Below are 17,768 nucleotides of genomic sequence, written 5' to 3' on the forward strand. Positions count from 1 at the left end.
TCTACTTATACCCATCTTTAGCACTGTAAATTCTTTTATACACATTCTACCACATTTCCTTCTGGATTAACCAACAATAAGCGAACAAAAGTTCGTTTATTTTTTGAGGATCGAACCTCTTATTCAACTACCCCCAATTTTGTGGATAAGTTTTATGATCAGACTTTAGTACAGCGTGTATTAGATTTTTCGACACAACCGAGGTGGAAAAACGGCCGCTTTCGACAGAATCCGAGCTTTTCTATACACAACCTGTGTATAAACATGTGCATAAGTCAATTCCCCTTGTGGAAAATCCTTGATTTTATTCACAATTCGTCAATTTTCTTGTGAACAATCCTTATGTATTCGATTTAAACCTGTGTATAACGTATTGGATATGGATGTTATTCACACTATTCACTTTTTATCCACAATTCAATCTTCTCTATTCTAGTTTCCTCCTAAATATTCATCTAGGCATATATCTAATAATTGATTGACTATTCAGTCTATTTTTCTATAAGCTTTTTTATGTGTTCTACTAAAATACTTCACAACAGGAGGAATGTATGAAAAAGTCGAAATGGATGAAAGTTGCAGGCAGTTTGAGTATGACAGGGTTCCTATTAGGATCTGCGATATCCCCGGTGTCTCCTTCGAGTTCTTCTCATGGAATCGCCAGGGCAGCTATGGTAGACAAGCTCGCGCTTGAGTCAGTCTTTCAAGAAGCCGCTCAGGAGTTTAATGTACCGGTCGAAATTCTGCTTTCAGTCGGTTATAACATGTCCTTATGGGAGCATCATGACGGCAAGCCAAGTGCTTCCGGCGGCTATGGACTGATGCATTTGACGAATGTCGACCTTGATACACTCGAAGAAGCGCACTCGGATGACCCCCTTCACATGTTTCTATCAGGGAAGGAAGATTCGCACGTGCAGGAAACCATGACGGCTGAAAGAGTATCAGATCTATCCATTACCGATCCCAATCTCCACACCTTAAATACGGCAGCAGACTTACTATCCCTACCAAAAGAAACGTTGAAAAAAGATAAAAAACAGAACATCCGTGGAGCTGCCGCATTACTTGCCAAATATGCAAAACAAACGGTGGGACAAACCCCTTCGGACCTCAATGAATGGTATGGGGCAGTGGCAAAATACAGTGGCACTTCTGATGAGACTGGAGCAAGGGATTTTGCCGATCGTGTGTACGAAACGATTAACAAAGGAGTAACAAAACAAACTGAAGACGGATATTCTTTGGAACTTACTTCGAAACAAACAGAACCTAATAAAGAAACCATCAACTCCTTACACTTAAAATCTGACGACGGAGAAGTGAAGGCAGATTGTCCGAACGGCCTTGCCTGCCACTACGTCCCGGCTGCCTACAAACAAATTGATCATGACGGGACAGTCTATGAATGGTCTTACGGCAACTACGATAAAGCCAACCGCCCATATGATAATCAGGAGATCAAATACATCGTCCTTCACGACACGGAAATCAGCTATGATTTAACAAAAACGGTGTTTCAAAGGGAAACGACCCAGGCTTCCGCACACTATGTCATCCGCTCTTCAGATGGTGATATCACCCAGATGATCGACAACAAAGATGTTGCCTGGCATGCCGGTAACTGGTATTTCAACTCCAAAAGCATCGGGATCGAACATGAAGGAATCGCCATTGAAGGGGCAGCATGGTATAACGAACAGCTCTATCATGCATCTGCGCGATTAGTAAAGCATCTGGCAAGGGAATATAATATCCCGCTGGACCGCGATCACATCATCGCTCATGATGAAGTGCCGGGAACATCAGCAGCAAGACAGCCCGCCATGCACTGGGATCCAGGACCGTTCTGGGATTGGGCACATTATATGCAAATTTTAGGTTCTCCTCTTGAATCAGGTAAGAAACAAAAAGACGTTGTACAAATCCGTCCTAATTTCAATACCAACATGCCGGATCTACAGACACCGACTGGCGAACCTGTACCGAAACAATCGGCCAACTTTGTGTATTTATATACGGCTCCAAGCTTTGATGCTCCCCTTATCAAAGATGCAGCCCTACCGAATGCACATCCTTTAGACGCGTCTAACTGGGGAAATAAAGCCGTAATAGGTCAAACCTTTTATAAGGCAGAAGTAGAAGGAGACTGGACGGCGATTTGGTACGCAGGACAAAAAGCGTGGTTTTATAATCCGAAAGGAACGAATACCACGAAAGGTTCAGGAATTGTCGTTACGCCGAAAGAAGGAAAAACAGGCATTCCTGTCTACGGTGTGGCTTATCCAGAAGCAGATGCATTCCCGGAAGGCATTCCGGTGAGGGGAATGAGTAAACTGCAATATACCCTTTCTTCCGGACAGAAATATGTCGCTTCTGAAAAAGTGAAAGGAAGCTATTACAGTGCACCTGTCTACACGTATAATTCTGAAACGACCCATAAAATTGTGTGGGGAGATGATGAATTTTATCTCATTCATCTGAATCACCGCCTTGCGTTTGTGAGAGCGAGCGATGTAGATGTAGTGGCTGCCCCATAACCGAAGACATTAACAATGAAAAAAACCAGGTCCCTCACTAAAGAGGGACCTGGTTTTTTTCTTTCTCATGCACTTCTTTTCGCTTTTTTCATCATCCGGTCACTATACCAGAATCCGGCGGTCAGCGATGCCGCGTCTATGACGATGAGTAACCAAGAATCCGTATATCCTTTTGACACCGAAGCTGCAATGAGGGCAACAGTCAGGGCCAAGCCGACATAATGATTATACGTCACCCTTGTGAACAGAACGACAAGCAATCCTGGTAAAAACAAGCCTAAAATTATTTTGGACACGTTCAACTCTCCTTGAAAGATAAGGGAATACAACATATTCTACCGAAGTTTCCCCTATCTGGAAAGGGAATTCTTACTTCTCACCATCCCGGATCAGTTTCCGGGTCCGTTCTTTCAGCTCACTGTGGGGAATGAATTTTTCCGACAGCATATCAGGAAGGACGTATTCCAGGAAATATTGAACGCAGTCCAGGTCCTTGAATTTCACGATGGTTGATAGTGCTTCCTGATAAATTTCAATGAACAACGGTTCTGGATTTCCTTTTTGGATTTCCCCAAAGGATTCGTAGAGCAAATCGATTTTATCCGCTACGGATAAAATCCTTCCTTCAAGGGACTCGTCCTTTCCTTCTTTGAATCGTTCCCGATACACTTCCTGGAATTGAGGTGGAAATTCCGTTGTGATGAATTTATTCACCATCTGGTCCTCCACCTGGCTGAAGAGCTCACGCAGCTTTCCTGAAGCATATTTCACTGGTGTTTTGATATCGCCGGTGAACAGTTCGGCATAGTCATGGTTCAGTGCTTTTTCATAGAGGGACTTCCAATCAAGTTCTTTTCCGTTTTGCTCCTCCACCGTACCAAGGAATTGAGCGATTTTGGTCACTTTAAAGGAATGGCTGGCTACATTATGCTCATGATATTTGAATCGACCCGGACAGCGGGTGAGGGTCTCAAGATCTGATAAGCTTTTGAAATAGTGATGAATTCCCATTTTATTCTCCTCTCACTCATGTTCTTTGCTTTATGAAAATAGTATCAAGGAGAGTAAGCCGATGCAAAGATTCGTGGCTTTTCCCTTGGATATCCTAATGAACACTATTACTTTTAATGAAGCGAGTAGTGGTTGATAGTGTATTGCGATTTGTCATAAACCTTACAATCACCTTATTCTCTAGTGAAGGGAACTGCGTAGACTCCTACAGATAATGGGCAAGAGGAGACGCGGGAAGCGAATTTTAAAAAAGGCTTGTCCGAACGTCCTTAGCAAGCAGAGCAGTTTACCTCACCCTCCAGTAAACACTCATTAAGTGCATTGATGAGATAAAGTCTGTTAAATAATCACAACAATCTTTATTAATATGGTATTTTACGAAGGAATGATGCGTGTTGCCTGTCCATATTTTTTCTGGATGGCAAGAAGGGATAAAAATAACCCCCTCACTGTACGAGGGAGTTTTATTTCATTAAATGAGGCGCACGGAAACGACGCCGGTGATGTTTTTTAATTTTTGTTTGACATCGGCTTGTTCTTCTTCGTTTAATTTTTGATCAAGGTCAATCATAGTGTACGCCCACGTATGTTTACTTCGATTGATCATATCGGCGATGTTGACGGCATATCCGGAAAGGACCGTGGCGATTTGGCCCACCATGTTCGGGATATTCTGATGCATGACGGTCACCCTCATTTTCCCGCTATAAGGGAGCTCCACGTCCGGCAGGTTGACGGCATGCTTGATATTGCCCGTTTCAAGATAGGTTTTCAGCTGCTTGGTGGCCATGATGGCACAGTTCTCTTCCGATTCGACGGTGGAAGCGCCCAAATGAGGAACAGGCACGACATTTTTCATGGCGAGGACCTTTTTATTTGGAAAGTCCGTTACGTATTTTCTTACAACCCCTGAGTTCAACGCCACTTCCATGGCCCCTTCTTCCACAAGCTCACCTCTTGAAAAGTTCAGGATGGTCATTCCCTTCTTCATTTTCGCAAATGCTTCCGGGCTCACGAAGCTTTCTGTTTTATCCGTCAGAGGGATGTGGAGGGTGACAAAATCACACTCTGTCCACACTTCTTCAATTTGATGGGCACGCTTCACATCTTGTGATAAGCGCCACGCAGCATCTACGGAGATAAATGGATCGTAAGCCACGACATCCATCCCGAGGGCAAGAGCATCGTTGGCAACGAGGACACCGATTGCTCCCAAACCTACAACTCCAAGCTTCTTCCCTTTGATTTCACTTCCTACGAATTCTTTTTTCTTCGCTTCCACGACACCGGGAACATCCTCTTCTGTCCCCTTTAACGAGTTTGTCCACCCAACGGCAGAGTATAGATTTCGGGATGAAGCAATTAAGTTGGCGAGGACGAGTTCTTTGACTGCGTTCGCATTGGCACCGGGTGTATTAAAGACGACAATTCCCTTTTCCGTGCAGAGATCGATGGGAATATTATTCACCCCTGCTCCTGCACGTGCAATGGCTTTGACGGATGCAGGAAAATCATAATCATGAAGGTTTTTCGATCTGACGAGAATTCCATCGGGATCGCCATTTCCATTTAAATGATAGTTAATATCTTTTTCGATCAGGGATAATCCGCTTTGGCTGATGGCGTTGTACGTATTGATTGAAATCATGTTCATTCTCCTCCTTGCTTCGCTTCAAATTTTTTCATGAAATCTACAAGTGCTTCTACACCTTCAAGTGGCATGGCATTGTATAAACTCGCCCTCATTCCTCCTACCGAACGATGTCCTTTTAGGAACTCGAATCCTTCCGCTTTGGCTTCTTTTAAAAACTGGGCGTTAAGATCTTCATTACCTGTCGAGAAAGGAATGTTCATCAGAGAACGATTTTTCTCCGGAACAGGGTTATGGAAAAGTGATGATTCATCTATACAGTTGTAAAGAAGGGCTGCCTTCTCCTCATTATGAGCCTGCATCCCTTCCACTCCACCGTTCTCCTTCACCCATTCGAGTACAAGCTTCAAAACATAGATGGAAAAGGTCGGCGGCGTATTAAAGAGGGAATCATGCTTCACGTACGTGTCGTAATTCAACATGGTCGGGCATGTGTCCGTTGCCCCCCCGATCAGTCTGTCGTGGATAATGGCCACCGTCACGCCGGATGGGCCTAAATTCTTTTGGGCCCCGGCATAAATGAGACCGAAAGATGATACATCTATCTTCTCCGAAAGAATATGGGAAGACATATCTGCCACAAGGGGGATGCCTCCTGTATCAGGATACTCATGGAACCGGGTCCCCTCGATTGTGTTATTCGATGTGATATGTACATAGCTTGATTGAGGTGAGAAATCTTCTGGTGAATAAACAGGAATCTCAAAGGGCTCTGCTGGTGATAGTGTATGGACCTTTCCGACTTTCACCGCCTCTTTAATGGCTTTCTTCGACCAGCTTCCGGTCTCGATGTAATCCGCTTCCTGCCCCTTACCGAGCAGGTTCAAGGGGATCATGGAGAATTGCATGGAGGCTCCCCCCTGCATGAAAACAACCTGATAATCGTCCGGGATCGACAGCAATTCACGCAGTAAGTTTTGTGCTTCTTCTATTATATTTTGGAAAGGGGCCGACCGATGACTTAATTCCATGACCGACATCCCACTTTCACCATAATTCAATAACTCCTCCTGAACCTTCTTCAATACAGGCTCAGGCAACACAGCAGGACCAGCAGAAAAGTTATACACTCGCTTCAACAACAGCACCACCAAAGTCAGAATTTTTCAACAGTATAATCCCGTGCACCACTTTAGTCAATAACAAAAAGACATGATGAAAACGCTTAACTGTGGTGTTTTTAGCCTCATGCGCAGACATGGATGGATTCTTGCTAGATTGATAAAAAAATCGCCCTTCCCACATGCCCTGGATAGGCAAAGCAGGAAAGCCGATGATCAACCCGTCAGGATATCTTCTTTCGGATAGCGGATCTTTTCTTTATCAGGACGTGACAATGAGAATGCCAGGGTGAGGGGACCGAGTTTCCCGACGAACATCACGATGATAATGATCCATTTTCCAGCAACGGAAAGGGAGCCCGTAATCCCCATGGACAACCCTACCGTCCCAAATGCAGACACCACTTCAAACACAATGGACAGGAACGAGACATGTTTTTCCGTCATTTCAAGGAAAAACAGCGCGGTGAAAACCAGGAGTACGCTGATCATCGATAAAGCCAATGCTTTAAAAATGTGCATTTGATCAATTGTACGTCTGAAAATACGAATCTCTTTCTTCTCTCTTAAGAAGGCAAACACACTTAACGAGATAACAACAAAGGTTGTTAACTTAATCCCTCCGCCAGTGGAAGCACTACCAGCACCGATAAACATCAGTAATATCGTGAAAAGCAGCGTGGATCGCTCCATACTTCCATAATCGAGTGAGTTAAACCCTGCTGTACGGGGAGTGACTGCTTGAAAATAAGAAGCAAATATCTTATCCGAAAACGACAGATGGGCCAGGGTATTCGGATTATTATATTCCAGTACGAAGATCAACAAAAAGGCGATGACGTTGATTGCGAAGGTACCCAGTACCATGATCTTCGTATGCAGGGATAGTTGACGAATCGTCTTGGATTTCCACATATCCACAAGAACCGTGAAACCGATCCCCCCTACTATGAACAGGAATGAAATCGTTATGTTGATGACCGGACTTCCCACGTATCCCATCAAACTGTCAGACCACAGGGAAAAGCCTGCATTGTTAAACGCGGAGATAGAATGAAAGACACTCACATATAAGCCCCTTTTCCATCCGAACTCCGGCACCCATTCCGTCGCTAATAAAAGAACTGCCAAACCCTCTACTATAAAAGAAAAGATAAATAAGTATTTTACAAGCTTGATGACACCTCCCACAGACGTTTGATTCAGTGCCTGCTGCAGGAGCAATCGTTCTTTAAATCCGATTTTCTTCCCAAGCATCATAAAGATTAAAACGGCAAAGGACATGATCCCGAGTCCTCCGATCTGGATCAGGCTCATGACGACAACTTCCCCGAATAAGGTGTAGACGCTCCCCGTATCAACGACAGCGAGACCCGTCACGGTCATGGCAGACGTCGTCGTGAACAGGGCTTCCAGCCACGTGATCGGTTCAGTGGTGGCGAAAGGAAGCTTTAAGAGCACCATTCCCAATAGGATAAAAAATAGAAAGGTCACCACAAGTAGTTGCGGCGGACTTAACTGAATGACCTTCTGCTTCATTCTTTTATACACCTTCTTTTTCAAACCGGTTAATATCCCGATTATGTCCTATGACAATCAGAAGATCCTCTATTTCAACCACCTCATCGGCAGAAGGGGATACAATGACCTCTTCTCCTCGGTGGATAGCGATGATATTACATCCGAATTTTGCCCGGACATTCAGATCATTCAACGTTTTATTGGCTACCTTCTTAGAAGCGCATACCTCTACAATGCTGTGCTCTTTTGATAGCTCAATGTAATCGATGATCTTTTCAGATGTGATATGGTGGGCGATCCTTCTTGCCATATCACGTTCAGGATGGATGACTTTATCTGCTCCGATACGGTCGAGTACCTTCTGGTGATAGGCATTCGACGCTTTTACCCACACTTCCTTCACCCCTAATTCCTTGAGAAGAAGCGTCGTGAGGATACTGGCTTCGATATTATCCCCAAAGGAAACAATCACGTGATCGAAATTCCGCAAACCAAGTGATCTGAGAACCGACTCATCCATGGCATTCGCTTGCACTGCATGAGTCGCGATATCGATATATTGCTGAACCACATCATGATGAATATCGATCGCCAGCACTTCTACATCCAGATCTGCCAACTCCTGGACCAAATTCCCTCCAAATCTCCCTAATCCAATAACGGCAAACTGCTTTTTCATGGTGAAATCCTCCAAAACCTTTTTTATAGCTTAACCATCTACTAGCTGTTCATGACTATATTCTCATACTGAACAACGCAAAAAGACCACCAGGAACTAAGCCTGTGGTCATTATCCAAAAAGATCACAAGTATCATTCTCTCCCGCTACGCTTACGAGGTTAGCTGACGGATTCGGGACATGGAAGTAGCCCTACCTTTCATATGAAAGGATTCACCCCTATAGTACTAATGGTTCCCCCGCTTCAATTCATGAATTAAGCGATAAAGAATATTCATTTGATGATAGATATATTACTCCTCTCCACAAGGGATGTAAATAGATTCTTTGTAAAAATTTCTTGAAGAAAAACAGGCAAAATTGTCTCAATACATCCAACATTTACTGTTCGTTAAAAAGGTTTGTACTTACCTGATGCGGGGAATAGCATACATAAGTCTTACGAAATTTGAATCAGAAAGGAAGAAATGTTTATGGCAGGAGTTTCATCCCTCCCTTCTTCAAGTGGGAGCAAAAACGTTTCATCATCTAATGATATAAAGCCCTGGATTAAAGGTTTTGCAAGAATTGGATATATCTCAAGAGGCATCGTGTATATGCTCATCGGGGCTTTATCCGTCATGGCTGCACTCGGTATAGGGGGAAGTACGTCCGATTCCAGTGGTGCCTTTTCGGCTGTTGCCAGCAAGCCTTTTGGGGAAGTCCTTCTCTGGATACTCGGGGTGGGACTGATCGGGATCGTCCTTTGGCGCATCATCCAGGTGATTAAAGATCCTGAGCATGTCAACAATGACGGGAAGTCCGTCTTCAGAAGACTGGCCAGTCTCATCAGCGGCATTGCCTACGGTTCCTTAACGTATAACGCATTTGCCATCGCCATGCACGCCAAAAGCTCCGGTTCCGGTTCGGGTTCTAAGCAGACACTGTCAGCCAAACTATTGGCCCAGCCTTTCGGACAATGGATCGTCGGGATTGTCGGACTTGTCATCATCGGATTTGCACTCTATGAAATTCATAAAGCTTATACGGAAAAATACACCGACAAATTCAAGCGACATGAAATGACCGAGAAAGAATGGGAACTTGGACGAAAAACCGGAAAACTCGGACTGTATTCGCGCGGTGTCGTCTTTTTACTGATCGGATATTTCTTTATCCAAACAGCCCTCACGGCCGACCCGGATAAGACGAAGGGACTGGACGGCGCATTATCCAAACTCGCCCAACAGCCATTCGGACAATGGCTACTCGGAATAGTCGCCGTTGGATTATTTCTATACGGCGTCTTTCAGATCCTGAAAGGAAAGAACCGTCATTTGTCGATTTATTAATCGTGAAAAGAAGCTGTCGATTCGGCAGCTTCTTTTTTTCTGGCAAAAAACCCCGGCATAAAAAATGGACTTTGACACTATTTGCGATCTGTTGTATCTTATGAAAATGAAATCCTCACTAAACCTATAAGATTTATATAAATGTTATGTTTTAGCACTTTGGGGAAATCTACTATTTATAAAAAGGAGGCATTAAATCATGAAAGCTCTTTGGAGAGGTTATCTTCATTCATCCCTTATCATGAAAATAACCGTGGCTCTCATACTCGGAATAGCTGTCGGTTTCATATTCGGAAAGGAGGCATCCGTCCTTTCACCTCTTGGCGACATCCTGATTCGGTTGCTTAAGTTCCTGATCATCCCCCTCATCCTGTTCACACTGATGGTCGGAGTGAACCAGACGAACGTAAGCAAACTCAGCAGGATGGGTGGAAAAACGTTCTTATATTATTTATTTTCATCAGCTTTAGCCATCATCGTTGGTATTTCCGTCGCAAGTATCTTCAAACCGGGAACTGGCATGACTCTTGATACGACGGAAAAATTCAAAGTACCGGAGAATCCTGGTGTGACCAAGGTACTCCTAAATATCATCCCGGACAATATCGTCACGGCATTTACTGAAATGAACCTTTTGGGAATCATATTCACCGCCATCGTGTTCGGGATTGCGATTTCGTATTTACGGTCATCAACGGAGTATCACGCACTTGGAGAGCATGTCTATAAAGTGGTAAACGGCCTGAATGAAGCCACCATGGTCATCATGAAGGCGATTCTCCAATATGTTCCCATCGGAATCTTTGCCATCATGGCCAATACAGTCGGCAATCAGGGACTCGGCACATTACAATCCCTTGGGAATATGATACTCGTTCTATATATTGCGTTGCTTGTTCAGATCGTCATCTACATGGTCGCACTGGCAGGTTTTAAGATCAGTCCCCGAAGATTCTTTGCACAAGCCCGTACACCAATGTTGACGGCATTTGTTACTCAAAGCAGCTCGGGAACGCTGCCGTTGACATTAAATGCAGCCAAAAATCTCGGCTTGCCGAAAAGCTTGTACGGCTTCAGTTTACCTCTGGGTGCGACGATCAATATGGACGGCGCTGCGATTCGAATCGCCGTGTCGGCCGTATTCGCTGCCAATGTCGTCGGCGATCCGTTATCTCTAACGGATATGCTGGTCGTTGTCCTTGTAGGAACATTGGCTTCAATCGGAACAGCAGGTGTTCCCGGTGCAGGTATCATCATGATTGCAACGGTATTCGCCCAGCTCGGCTTGCCGATGGAAACCGTCGCTCTATTAACAGCGATTGATGCCCTTGTCGGTATGGGATGCACGGCACTGAATGTGACAGGGGATTTGGTTGGTACGTCCATTATTGATAAGACGGAGAAGATAGGCGAAGAAACACCTTCCCTTTCATAAATCCATTAAAAAAAGGATAGCCGCGGCTATCCTTTTTCTTATTATGACACCTGATGATGCTCCCAACCCGAAGCTTCATCGGCAAAGATGATTCCCAGTTCGTGATGATCACCTTCATACAAAGCCCCTTGAGTGAAACGGTTCTCTCCGTTTGTCCCAAGTACCTCGAGCTTGCAATAGGCTCCATTCTTTTGAAGTGCTTCGTAAAACGCTCTTTCCGTATTCACGTCGACCCCATTCACCTTCAGGACGATTTCACCTACTTCAAGCGTCAGCTTTCTCGCAGGCGATCCCGGAAGGATTCCGAGAATCATGACTCCCTTAGGCTGACGTTTGAAGAAATACGGTTTTGAATTCTCAGTTCTTCTGTATCGATAAGCGATCCACGCACGCCCAATGATGGCCATGGCAGCTGCACCGACAGAAAACATCGGGGCAAATAATCCGGTTACGGCTAACGTTAATACGAATGCACCCAGCCAGAAAACACTGGACCCGGTTTGTTTGATCGCAATTTCCGGCAACGTACTTTTCACCAGCTGCTGAAACCCGAGTAGAAACGGTACACACAATAAGGAATACGTTTCAGTACCCATCGTAAACACTGGCCACCAGTCAAATGGAAGGGTCAATGCCCCATTTGGTACCAGTATGAACATCGGCACAAGCCATAATTTCTTCCCGAAATGGGCTCCTACCTTCAGACCACGAGAACTTTTGAACAAACGAGGCGAAGTATGCTTCCAGCCGTTCAATCTGATCAACATTCCTTCTACTATCGTCAACACTCCGAGTAAAACGACAATGGAACTCAACAGCCCCATGTTCAAGTTTTCCACATATGTATTCACGTAAGGTATGTTCCACTGAAAATAATCCACCAAAACCAAGAGGAAATAGGAAAAACCTACAGTCATGGTCGCTGACATAAGCTGAAAACGCCCCGTCAACGCAAACAGAATCGACACCGCCCCAAAAAGGAGGATTCCAGCGACAGGAATGACCATTCCAGCTCCTACCGTTACCAAAGAGAACAGCAATCCAAGGACAATTCCGTAAGAAAATAACACCCTCAAATCATGATATCCATCCAGCAGTCTCGAATTGAAATCTTTCCGCTCCCTCTTCACTCGATAATAGCCCGTCATGATAGAGAAAAACACAGATAAATATAAAACAGGATGTAGAAATAATTTCCCGAATCCTTTAAGGGTCTCCAGCAGCCAAAGCTCAACCAATGATCCATCACCACCTTTTGCAAGAAAATTTGCATTATCTACTATTTTATCAAAAGACTCTCCTAAAACCTATTGCAATTTTATTGGTTCATTTTACGTTTCGATGTCATTTCCGACACCATTCTGCATATTTTCCCGGGAAATGATGTCGATTGGGAGATAGAAAGATCATTATTTGAAGAAAAAGCGACGGCTGGTATCTAGTACCAACCGTCCCTTTCATTAATGGAAATAGGCTATAATGAAATCCTTAAAAACGTAGAAGGCAAAACTTAAATATTCCAAAGGAGTTTCGAATTCCGAATCCAGCACCTTATGAATCCCTCCTCTTATTTGGAATGTCCGTGTAACCACTGTATGAGTTCAGTTGATATTCCATATTTAATGAGACTTGCATGCCCTCCTGCTACCTCTGATACTTGCTTATTTTCACTTGAAACCAACTCCAATAGAGGTGTACTGATCGCAGGAGGGACCAAATGGTCATATTGAGAGGTAATCAGGTAGAGATTCGATCGAATGTTTTGCAAGTCGACCTCTTCTTCTGATAGCGTAAATCTTCCCTTCATTAGTAGATTCTCTTTAAGGAAATAAGTCAGGATATCCCTTCCCATCGCACCAGTAAGGGAAAGATGATCATTTGTCCACTGATTGAAGCGTAGCCAATACTGGGTATAATCCTTATCGTAGGCTTTATTCAGGAGTGATAAATAAGGAGAAAAGTAAATAGGAGAGGTCAAGGCCCTCATTCCATAACGGACAAAGGGTGCGGGTATGATATTCATTTCTTCCAGGATAGCTGAAACATCTAATTCATCCTTTTTCAAGGACTCGACCCAATTGTGATAATCAGGAATGTGATCAAAGTCGACTGGGGTCACAAACAGCATGAGGTTCCTTATGAGGTCAGGATGTAATGCTGCATAAATGATCGCAATTGTTCCACCTAAACAAAAACCAGAAAGGGAGAGCTGCTCTTTCCCGCTATGTTGAAGGGCTTTTTTAATGCATGGATCAACATATTGAGAAAGATACTCCGCCAAACCGATTCCTCTTTCCTCCATAACAGGTTCGCCAAACTCGAGAAGATAGACATCATAGCCTTCCTGCAAGAATTTCCCGATCAGACTATGTTCTTTTGTCAAATCGAGAATGGTCGGTTTGTTGATGTGGGAGTATAGTAAAAATACAGGGATATGACGATTGTACTCCTCTGAAGGATAGAACCAAAGCTTACTATTGTATTGTTTCCAGATTGTTTTTCTGTTAAAGTTCGGATGCCACTCGCTTTCATCTTGTAAAGTATCGATAAAACCTTTCCACCTTGCGAGTTCTTTTTGATTGTACTCTTCTTTCATCGTTTCACCTCCATTCTTTATTCTTTACATGACGACATTAGGTGTGTAAGAAGCAGGTATTCGATAAAACTGGTTACCACCTGGATTAGTTGCAGCCAAAACTTGAAGGCCTCTACCATTTCCGGTTCATCCAATTTCTCTTTAATGACTTTATTCAATTCATACTCTACACCCATCCCGAATTGTTTCAGGTTTTCATAAAATTGATCCATTCTTTCGCCTCCTTATACCTGTGCACGGATGCCGCCATCCACGACCAGAATATGACCGTTAATATAGTCCGAGGCCGGTGAGGAAAGAAAGATGACTGCCCCATTCAGATCTTTCGCCTGGCCAAACCGCCCAGCCGGTATATGCTGCTTGATCACGGCTCCCTGCTTTTCGAATAATTCCTTTGTAATCTTGGTAGGAAAGAATCCTGGCGCTATCGCATTCACCTGAATACGATGAGGTGCAAGTTTCACGGAAAGATCCTTCGTAAAGGTCATAAGAGCTCCCTTGCTTGTATTATAGGGAACGGTATCCATCAGCATCGAATTCGTCCCGCCAAATCCCGTCACGGAAGCAATGTTAATGATCTTCCCACTTTTCTGTTTGACCATGATCCGGGACACTTCCTGTGAAAACAAAAAAGCTCCCTTAACATTCACATCCATCACCTTGTCCCACTTATCTTCAGGGATGTCTGCAAAAGGACCTGCCCAGGATGTCCCACTATTATTGATCAGGATATCGATTCTTCCAAACTCATTCATGACCGTTTCCACTACGTTGATCACATCTGATTTCTGTGTAACATCGCAAGGGATGGCAAGCGATCGTACACCTAAACCAATCAGCATCTTTTTCACTTCTTCACATGCCGGGAGGTTCCTAGAACAAACCACCACATGCGCTCCCGCTTCCCCCAATGCAAGGGCCATCTCTTTCCCGAGACCCCGTCCACCACCTGTGACGATGGCCACTTTGTCTTTTACAGAGAACATTCTATCAATCTCCTTTCTATTAAAATGAGGGTCATTATTATAATAGATAGATTTGGGGAATGAGTGCTTACTATTTGAGATTTCCATTGAAATTGAATGATACGCCTGTTGAAAGCGGCAAAAGAAAAGGAATCCACTATATCGCATACAAATGGCCTCCCTGTATAAAGGAGGCCATCATCTTTTAAACCAAGTCTTTTATTTATAACTGTACTCTAAAAAGTCAGGTCTATTCCTCCACCTCTTACTTAGAATGAATAATACCGCTTTCCCTGCCAAGCTACTGGCTTTATAGTATTTGTATTCTATGACTTCCCTGCCTCCAAACCCCTTCTTAAAATGTGTGATATTCTTCATGGCTTCATCCTCATCCTCCTCGAAGGATAGACCGACAAAGTCATAAATTTCATAGCCTTTCTTCTTAAAGAATAGAATATCGTTCCAATGCAGAAAGCGATTAGCCCTGCCTATCCGATTCCTTTCTTGATTGTTCCCGAAATCAAATCGCCCTGAACACGAATGGATCATACTCGCTTTACCTTTTGTCAGAGAATAGGCGTGCGAAGCTAATTTACGCCCATTCTCGTCCATCACCTTGGTAATAACCAGCATTCCTTCGGTACGGAGTGAATGCAACTTACTATGGCTGCATGGTGGGATCCCCTTCTCCTTTGCAAATGGAATAAAGAATTGAACAAATTCCTGTATGTCTTGTGAAGAAGGTCTTTCAGTGATAATAACTTCCAATGCTTCTTTTGAAGCTTTGTTGATTTGATATTTTGTGCTTCGGTTCATACCTTTCAATAACTCTTCTTCAGATTGTTCAAGATCAATGTGCAGTGTTTTAAATTTTTTGAGCAAATGATAGTTTTCTTCGTTCGTATATTTAGGGAGTTGAGAGACAATCGTGATGTCCGTTTTTTTACAATGACCTTCTATCTCATTTGTGCCATACAAATCAGTTATATCTAACATCCATTTCTTCCAATAAATCGGCTTCATCACGTTTCCCCCTCTGAGCGTTGAATTCCAATTGTAATTCTGACATGTTGAGACTTCTCATCCCATATTCTTCTTTCAAATGCGAATAGGCTGTCAGGATGCGACTAAGAAAGTCAATATTGCTTTGTAAATTTGAATTAAAATTATGTGGGTGCCACCATAAATGATAGATTTCACCGTTCTTTGCAGCGTATGTCATATCATCCACTATTCTCTTTAACCGGAGCGGTTCAAGTTTTTTCAATGTCGGGCAAACGGGTCTAAGAAATCGACTGGAAGGAATGTTTAACGGCAAGTCAGCTTCCCCTTCACAGAGTGAATAAGTATGATGCCCAGTGAGATTGACATACGCATCGAGAAATCGGAGAGCACGCTTTACATATCTCCTGTTTTCACCCGTCTTTAAATCGTAAATCCATGACTTTTCCGTTCCCCGATAGGAAGTAATCCCATTACGCTTACAAAGCTGCACATATTCCTTGCTGATCTGGTTGCGGGGAAAAACAATACTCTTCGGTTCATGACGCACCTTCTTCATGACTTCAATGGCTTTACTTAAGTCATCTTGGAATTGTTCGATCGTCTGTCCCTCTTCCAAGCAGTAATAATGAGAGAAGGTATGAGTCCCAATTTCTTGATGATCGGCTTTCGCGATTTCCCGGATCAATGATGGTGAAAAATGAAAGTCATGGCGATCCTTTTCACTTTTCAAGGAGTTGAGATAAAGATAAGGTGAAAGCTGAGAATCACGATAGCTCGGTGTTTTGTCCGGGAAATCCCTTCGCAGCTCCTTAAAATTGTTATAAAACATAAATCCGACAACCGCCCACGTCGCATGGATATCAAATCGATCAAAACTGTTCAATATGGAGTTCACAACATGATCGGCATCTTCTTCCGATTGATCTTTATACGTATGGAAGGAGAGTTGGTCCTGCATTCCCCAATACAGCTCAAAATCCAATGAAATGACAAGTGTTCCTGGATGTTTTTTATTAAATGGAGTGACTTTTTTCCCAACCAGCTTCATGGGTCCTCCTTCTCTTTCTTTGAATTTCCTTCAACGCTTCACGAAGCCCTTGTTCCAATGTGTAGTGTGGAGCCCAATCCAGCTGCTCCCTTGCTTTTGAATAATGCAGGGAACTATGTTCAATATCCCCTTCCCGGGCAGGTTCAAACTGAACAGATAAAGGTTTTTCGCTGATTTTGGCAATGGTATGAATGAGGTGATTGATGCTCAGTTGTGTCCTCGAACCAATATTGATGGTCGTGTTCTCTCCTAGGTCAAGAGCCCGGACACAAGCCTCTGCAACATCTTTTACATAGATGAAATCCCGTGTTTGGTTACCGTTGCCAAAGACCTGAATAGGTTTGTCCTGTGCGGCATTGTTAAGAAAGATCGAGACCACACCCGCTTCTCCTTCTGATGTTTGCCTCGGTCCGTACACGTTGGAAAATCGCAAAATCGTATAGGATAAAGAATTCGATTGGTGATACATTTGGATATAGTTTTCAGAAGTCATCTTGGATAATCCATAGGATGAGGTAGGCATAAGCTGGTGACTTTCATCAATCGGCAGTCTTACAGGAGTACCATACACTGCCGCCGACGAAGCAAAGATGAATTTTTTCAGATGATATTTTGCACTCAGATGAAGGAGGTTGATGGTACCGATGATATTGACCTTCCCATCTTCCTGTGGATTCTTCATTGAGTAGGACACGGAAATTTGAGCTGCCAAGTGGATAATGATATCCGGCTCTTCTTTTATAAAAACGGTTTCAATTTCTGGACTGGTGATATCCATTTTGTAAAATGCAACACCTTCTGGAATATTCTCTTCATTTCCAGTGATCAAAGAATCAATCAGTATGACTGAATGTCCTTTTTTCTGTAGATTTTTTGTCACATGATAGCCAATGAATCCCGCTCCTCCTGTTACCAATACCTTCAT

Annotated in this window: 16 protein-coding genes and 1 riboswitch; of the genes, 3 read left to right on the forward strand and 13 right to left on the reverse strand. The window is 43.6% G+C overall.

Going from position 1 to position 17,768, the window contains the following annotated elements:
* Positions 1-551: 551 nt before the first annotated feature.
* Entirely contained in the window at positions 552-2,540 is a 1,989-nt protein-coding gene (locus tag ACIGG7_RS19350; protein WP_397550707.1) for an N-acetylmuramoyl-L-alanine amidase, read from the forward strand.
* 65 nt (positions 2,541-2,605) lie between these two features.
* On the opposite strand, the gene ACIGG7_RS19355 is transcribed toward ACIGG7_RS19350, so the two are convergent.
* The 6 genes from ACIGG7_RS19355 to ACIGG7_RS19380 all read right to left on the reverse strand — a co-directional run bounded on the left by ACIGG7_RS19355 (position 2,606) and on the right by ACIGG7_RS19380 (position 8,463).
* Positions 2,606-2,872: a CsbA family protein gene (locus ACIGG7_RS19355; RefSeq protein WP_397550708.1), complete on the reverse strand. Its 267-nt coding sequence runs from the start codon at positions 2,870-2,872 to the stop codon at positions 2,606-2,608.
* Positions 2,873-2,909: 37 nt separating this feature from the next.
* Positions 2,910-3,551, reverse strand: coding sequence for an HD domain-containing protein (locus tag ACIGG7_RS19360; RefSeq protein WP_397550709.1), 642 nt, complete (start codon positions 3,549-3,551; stop codon positions 2,910-2,912).
* A 472-nt stretch (positions 3,552-4,023) separates the two neighbouring features.
* A complete protein-coding gene (locus tag ACIGG7_RS19365; RefSeq protein ID WP_397550710.1) occupies positions 4,024-5,199 on the reverse strand; it encodes a phosphoglycerate dehydrogenase in 1,176 nt (391 codons plus the stop codon).
* Positions 5,200-5,201: 2 nt separating this feature from the next.
* Positions 5,202-6,281, reverse strand: coding sequence for a 3-phosphoserine/phosphohydroxythreonine transaminase (gene serC / locus ACIGG7_RS19370; RefSeq protein ID WP_397550711.1), 1,080 nt, complete (start codon positions 6,279-6,281; stop codon positions 5,202-5,204).
* Positions 6,282-6,479: 198 nt separating this feature from the next.
* A complete protein-coding gene (locus tag ACIGG7_RS19375) occupies positions 6,480-7,802 on the reverse strand; it encodes a TrkH family potassium uptake protein (protein WP_397550712.1) in 1,323 nt (440 codons plus the stop codon).
* 4 nt (positions 7,803-7,806) lie between these two features.
* On the reverse strand, positions 7,807-8,463 hold the full coding sequence (locus tag ACIGG7_RS19380) for a potassium channel family protein (protein WP_397550713.1): 657 nt from the start codon (positions 8,461-8,463) through the stop codon (positions 7,807-7,809).
* Positions 8,464-8,596: 133 nt separating this feature from the next.
* Positions 8,597-8,736: riboswitch (cyclic di-AMP (ydaO/yuaA leader) on the reverse strand.
* A gap of 200 nt (positions 8,737-8,936) precedes the next feature.
* Here ACIGG7_RS19380 and ACIGG7_RS19385 point away from each other — a divergent pair.
* Positions 8,937-9,794, forward strand: coding sequence for a DUF1206 domain-containing protein (locus ACIGG7_RS19385; protein WP_397550714.1), 858 nt, complete (start codon positions 8,937-8,939; stop codon positions 9,792-9,794).
* 199 nt (positions 9,795-9,993) lie between these two features.
* Positions 9,994-11,229 carry a dicarboxylate/amino acid:cation symporter gene (locus ACIGG7_RS19390; RefSeq protein WP_397550715.1) on the forward strand — a complete coding sequence of 412 codons (1,236 nt, stop codon included), beginning with the start codon at positions 9,994-9,996 and terminating at the stop codon, positions 11,227-11,229.
* Positions 11,230-11,270: 41 nt separating this feature from the next.
* Here the strand turns inward: ACIGG7_RS19390 and ACIGG7_RS19395 are convergent, their stop codons facing one another.
* The 7 genes from ACIGG7_RS19395 to ACIGG7_RS19425 all read right to left on the reverse strand — a co-directional run bounded on the left by ACIGG7_RS19395 (position 11,271) and on the right by ACIGG7_RS19425 (position 17,768).
* Positions 11,271-12,467 (reverse strand): PDZ domain-containing protein, encoded by a 1,197-nt coding sequence (locus tag ACIGG7_RS19395; RefSeq protein ID WP_397550716.1) that lies wholly within the window; start codon positions 12,465-12,467, stop codon positions 11,271-11,273.
* Positions 12,468-12,796: 329 nt separating this feature from the next.
* A complete protein-coding gene (locus ACIGG7_RS19400; protein ID WP_397550717.1) occupies positions 12,797-13,825 on the reverse strand; it encodes an alpha/beta fold hydrolase in 1,029 nt (342 codons plus the stop codon).
* A gap of 17 nt (positions 13,826-13,842) precedes the next feature.
* Positions 13,843-14,037, reverse strand: a complete 195-nt coding sequence (locus ACIGG7_RS19405) for a hypothetical protein (protein WP_397550718.1) — start codon at positions 14,035-14,037, stop codon at positions 13,843-13,845.
* Between the two features lie 12 nt (positions 14,038-14,049).
* Positions 14,050-14,811, reverse strand: a complete 762-nt coding sequence (locus ACIGG7_RS19410) for a glucose 1-dehydrogenase (protein WP_397550719.1) — start codon at positions 14,809-14,811, stop codon at positions 14,050-14,052.
* Positions 14,812-15,009: 198 nt separating this feature from the next.
* Positions 15,010-15,813, reverse strand: a complete 804-nt coding sequence (locus ACIGG7_RS19415; RefSeq protein ID WP_397550720.1) for a hypothetical protein — start codon at positions 15,811-15,813, stop codon at positions 15,010-15,012.
* The gene (locus tag ACIGG7_RS19420) at positions 15,770-16,843 is read right to left on the reverse strand and encodes a polysaccharide deacetylase family protein (protein WP_397550721.1); all 1,074 of its coding nucleotides are present in this window, start codon (positions 16,841-16,843) and stop codon (positions 15,770-15,772) included. The genes ACIGG7_RS19415 and ACIGG7_RS19420 overlap by 44 nt, the downstream gene beginning before the upstream one ends.
* Positions 16,809-17,768, reverse strand: a complete 960-nt coding sequence (locus ACIGG7_RS19425) for an NAD-dependent epimerase/dehydratase family protein (protein WP_397550722.1) — start codon at positions 17,766-17,768, stop codon at positions 16,809-16,811. The genes ACIGG7_RS19420 and ACIGG7_RS19425 overlap by 35 nt, the downstream gene beginning before the upstream one ends.

This window comes from Rossellomorea sp. NPDC077527 (assembly GCF_044542955.1).
GTDB lineage: Bacteria > Bacillota > Bacilli > Bacillales > Bacillaceae_B > Rossellomorea > Rossellomorea aquimaris_E.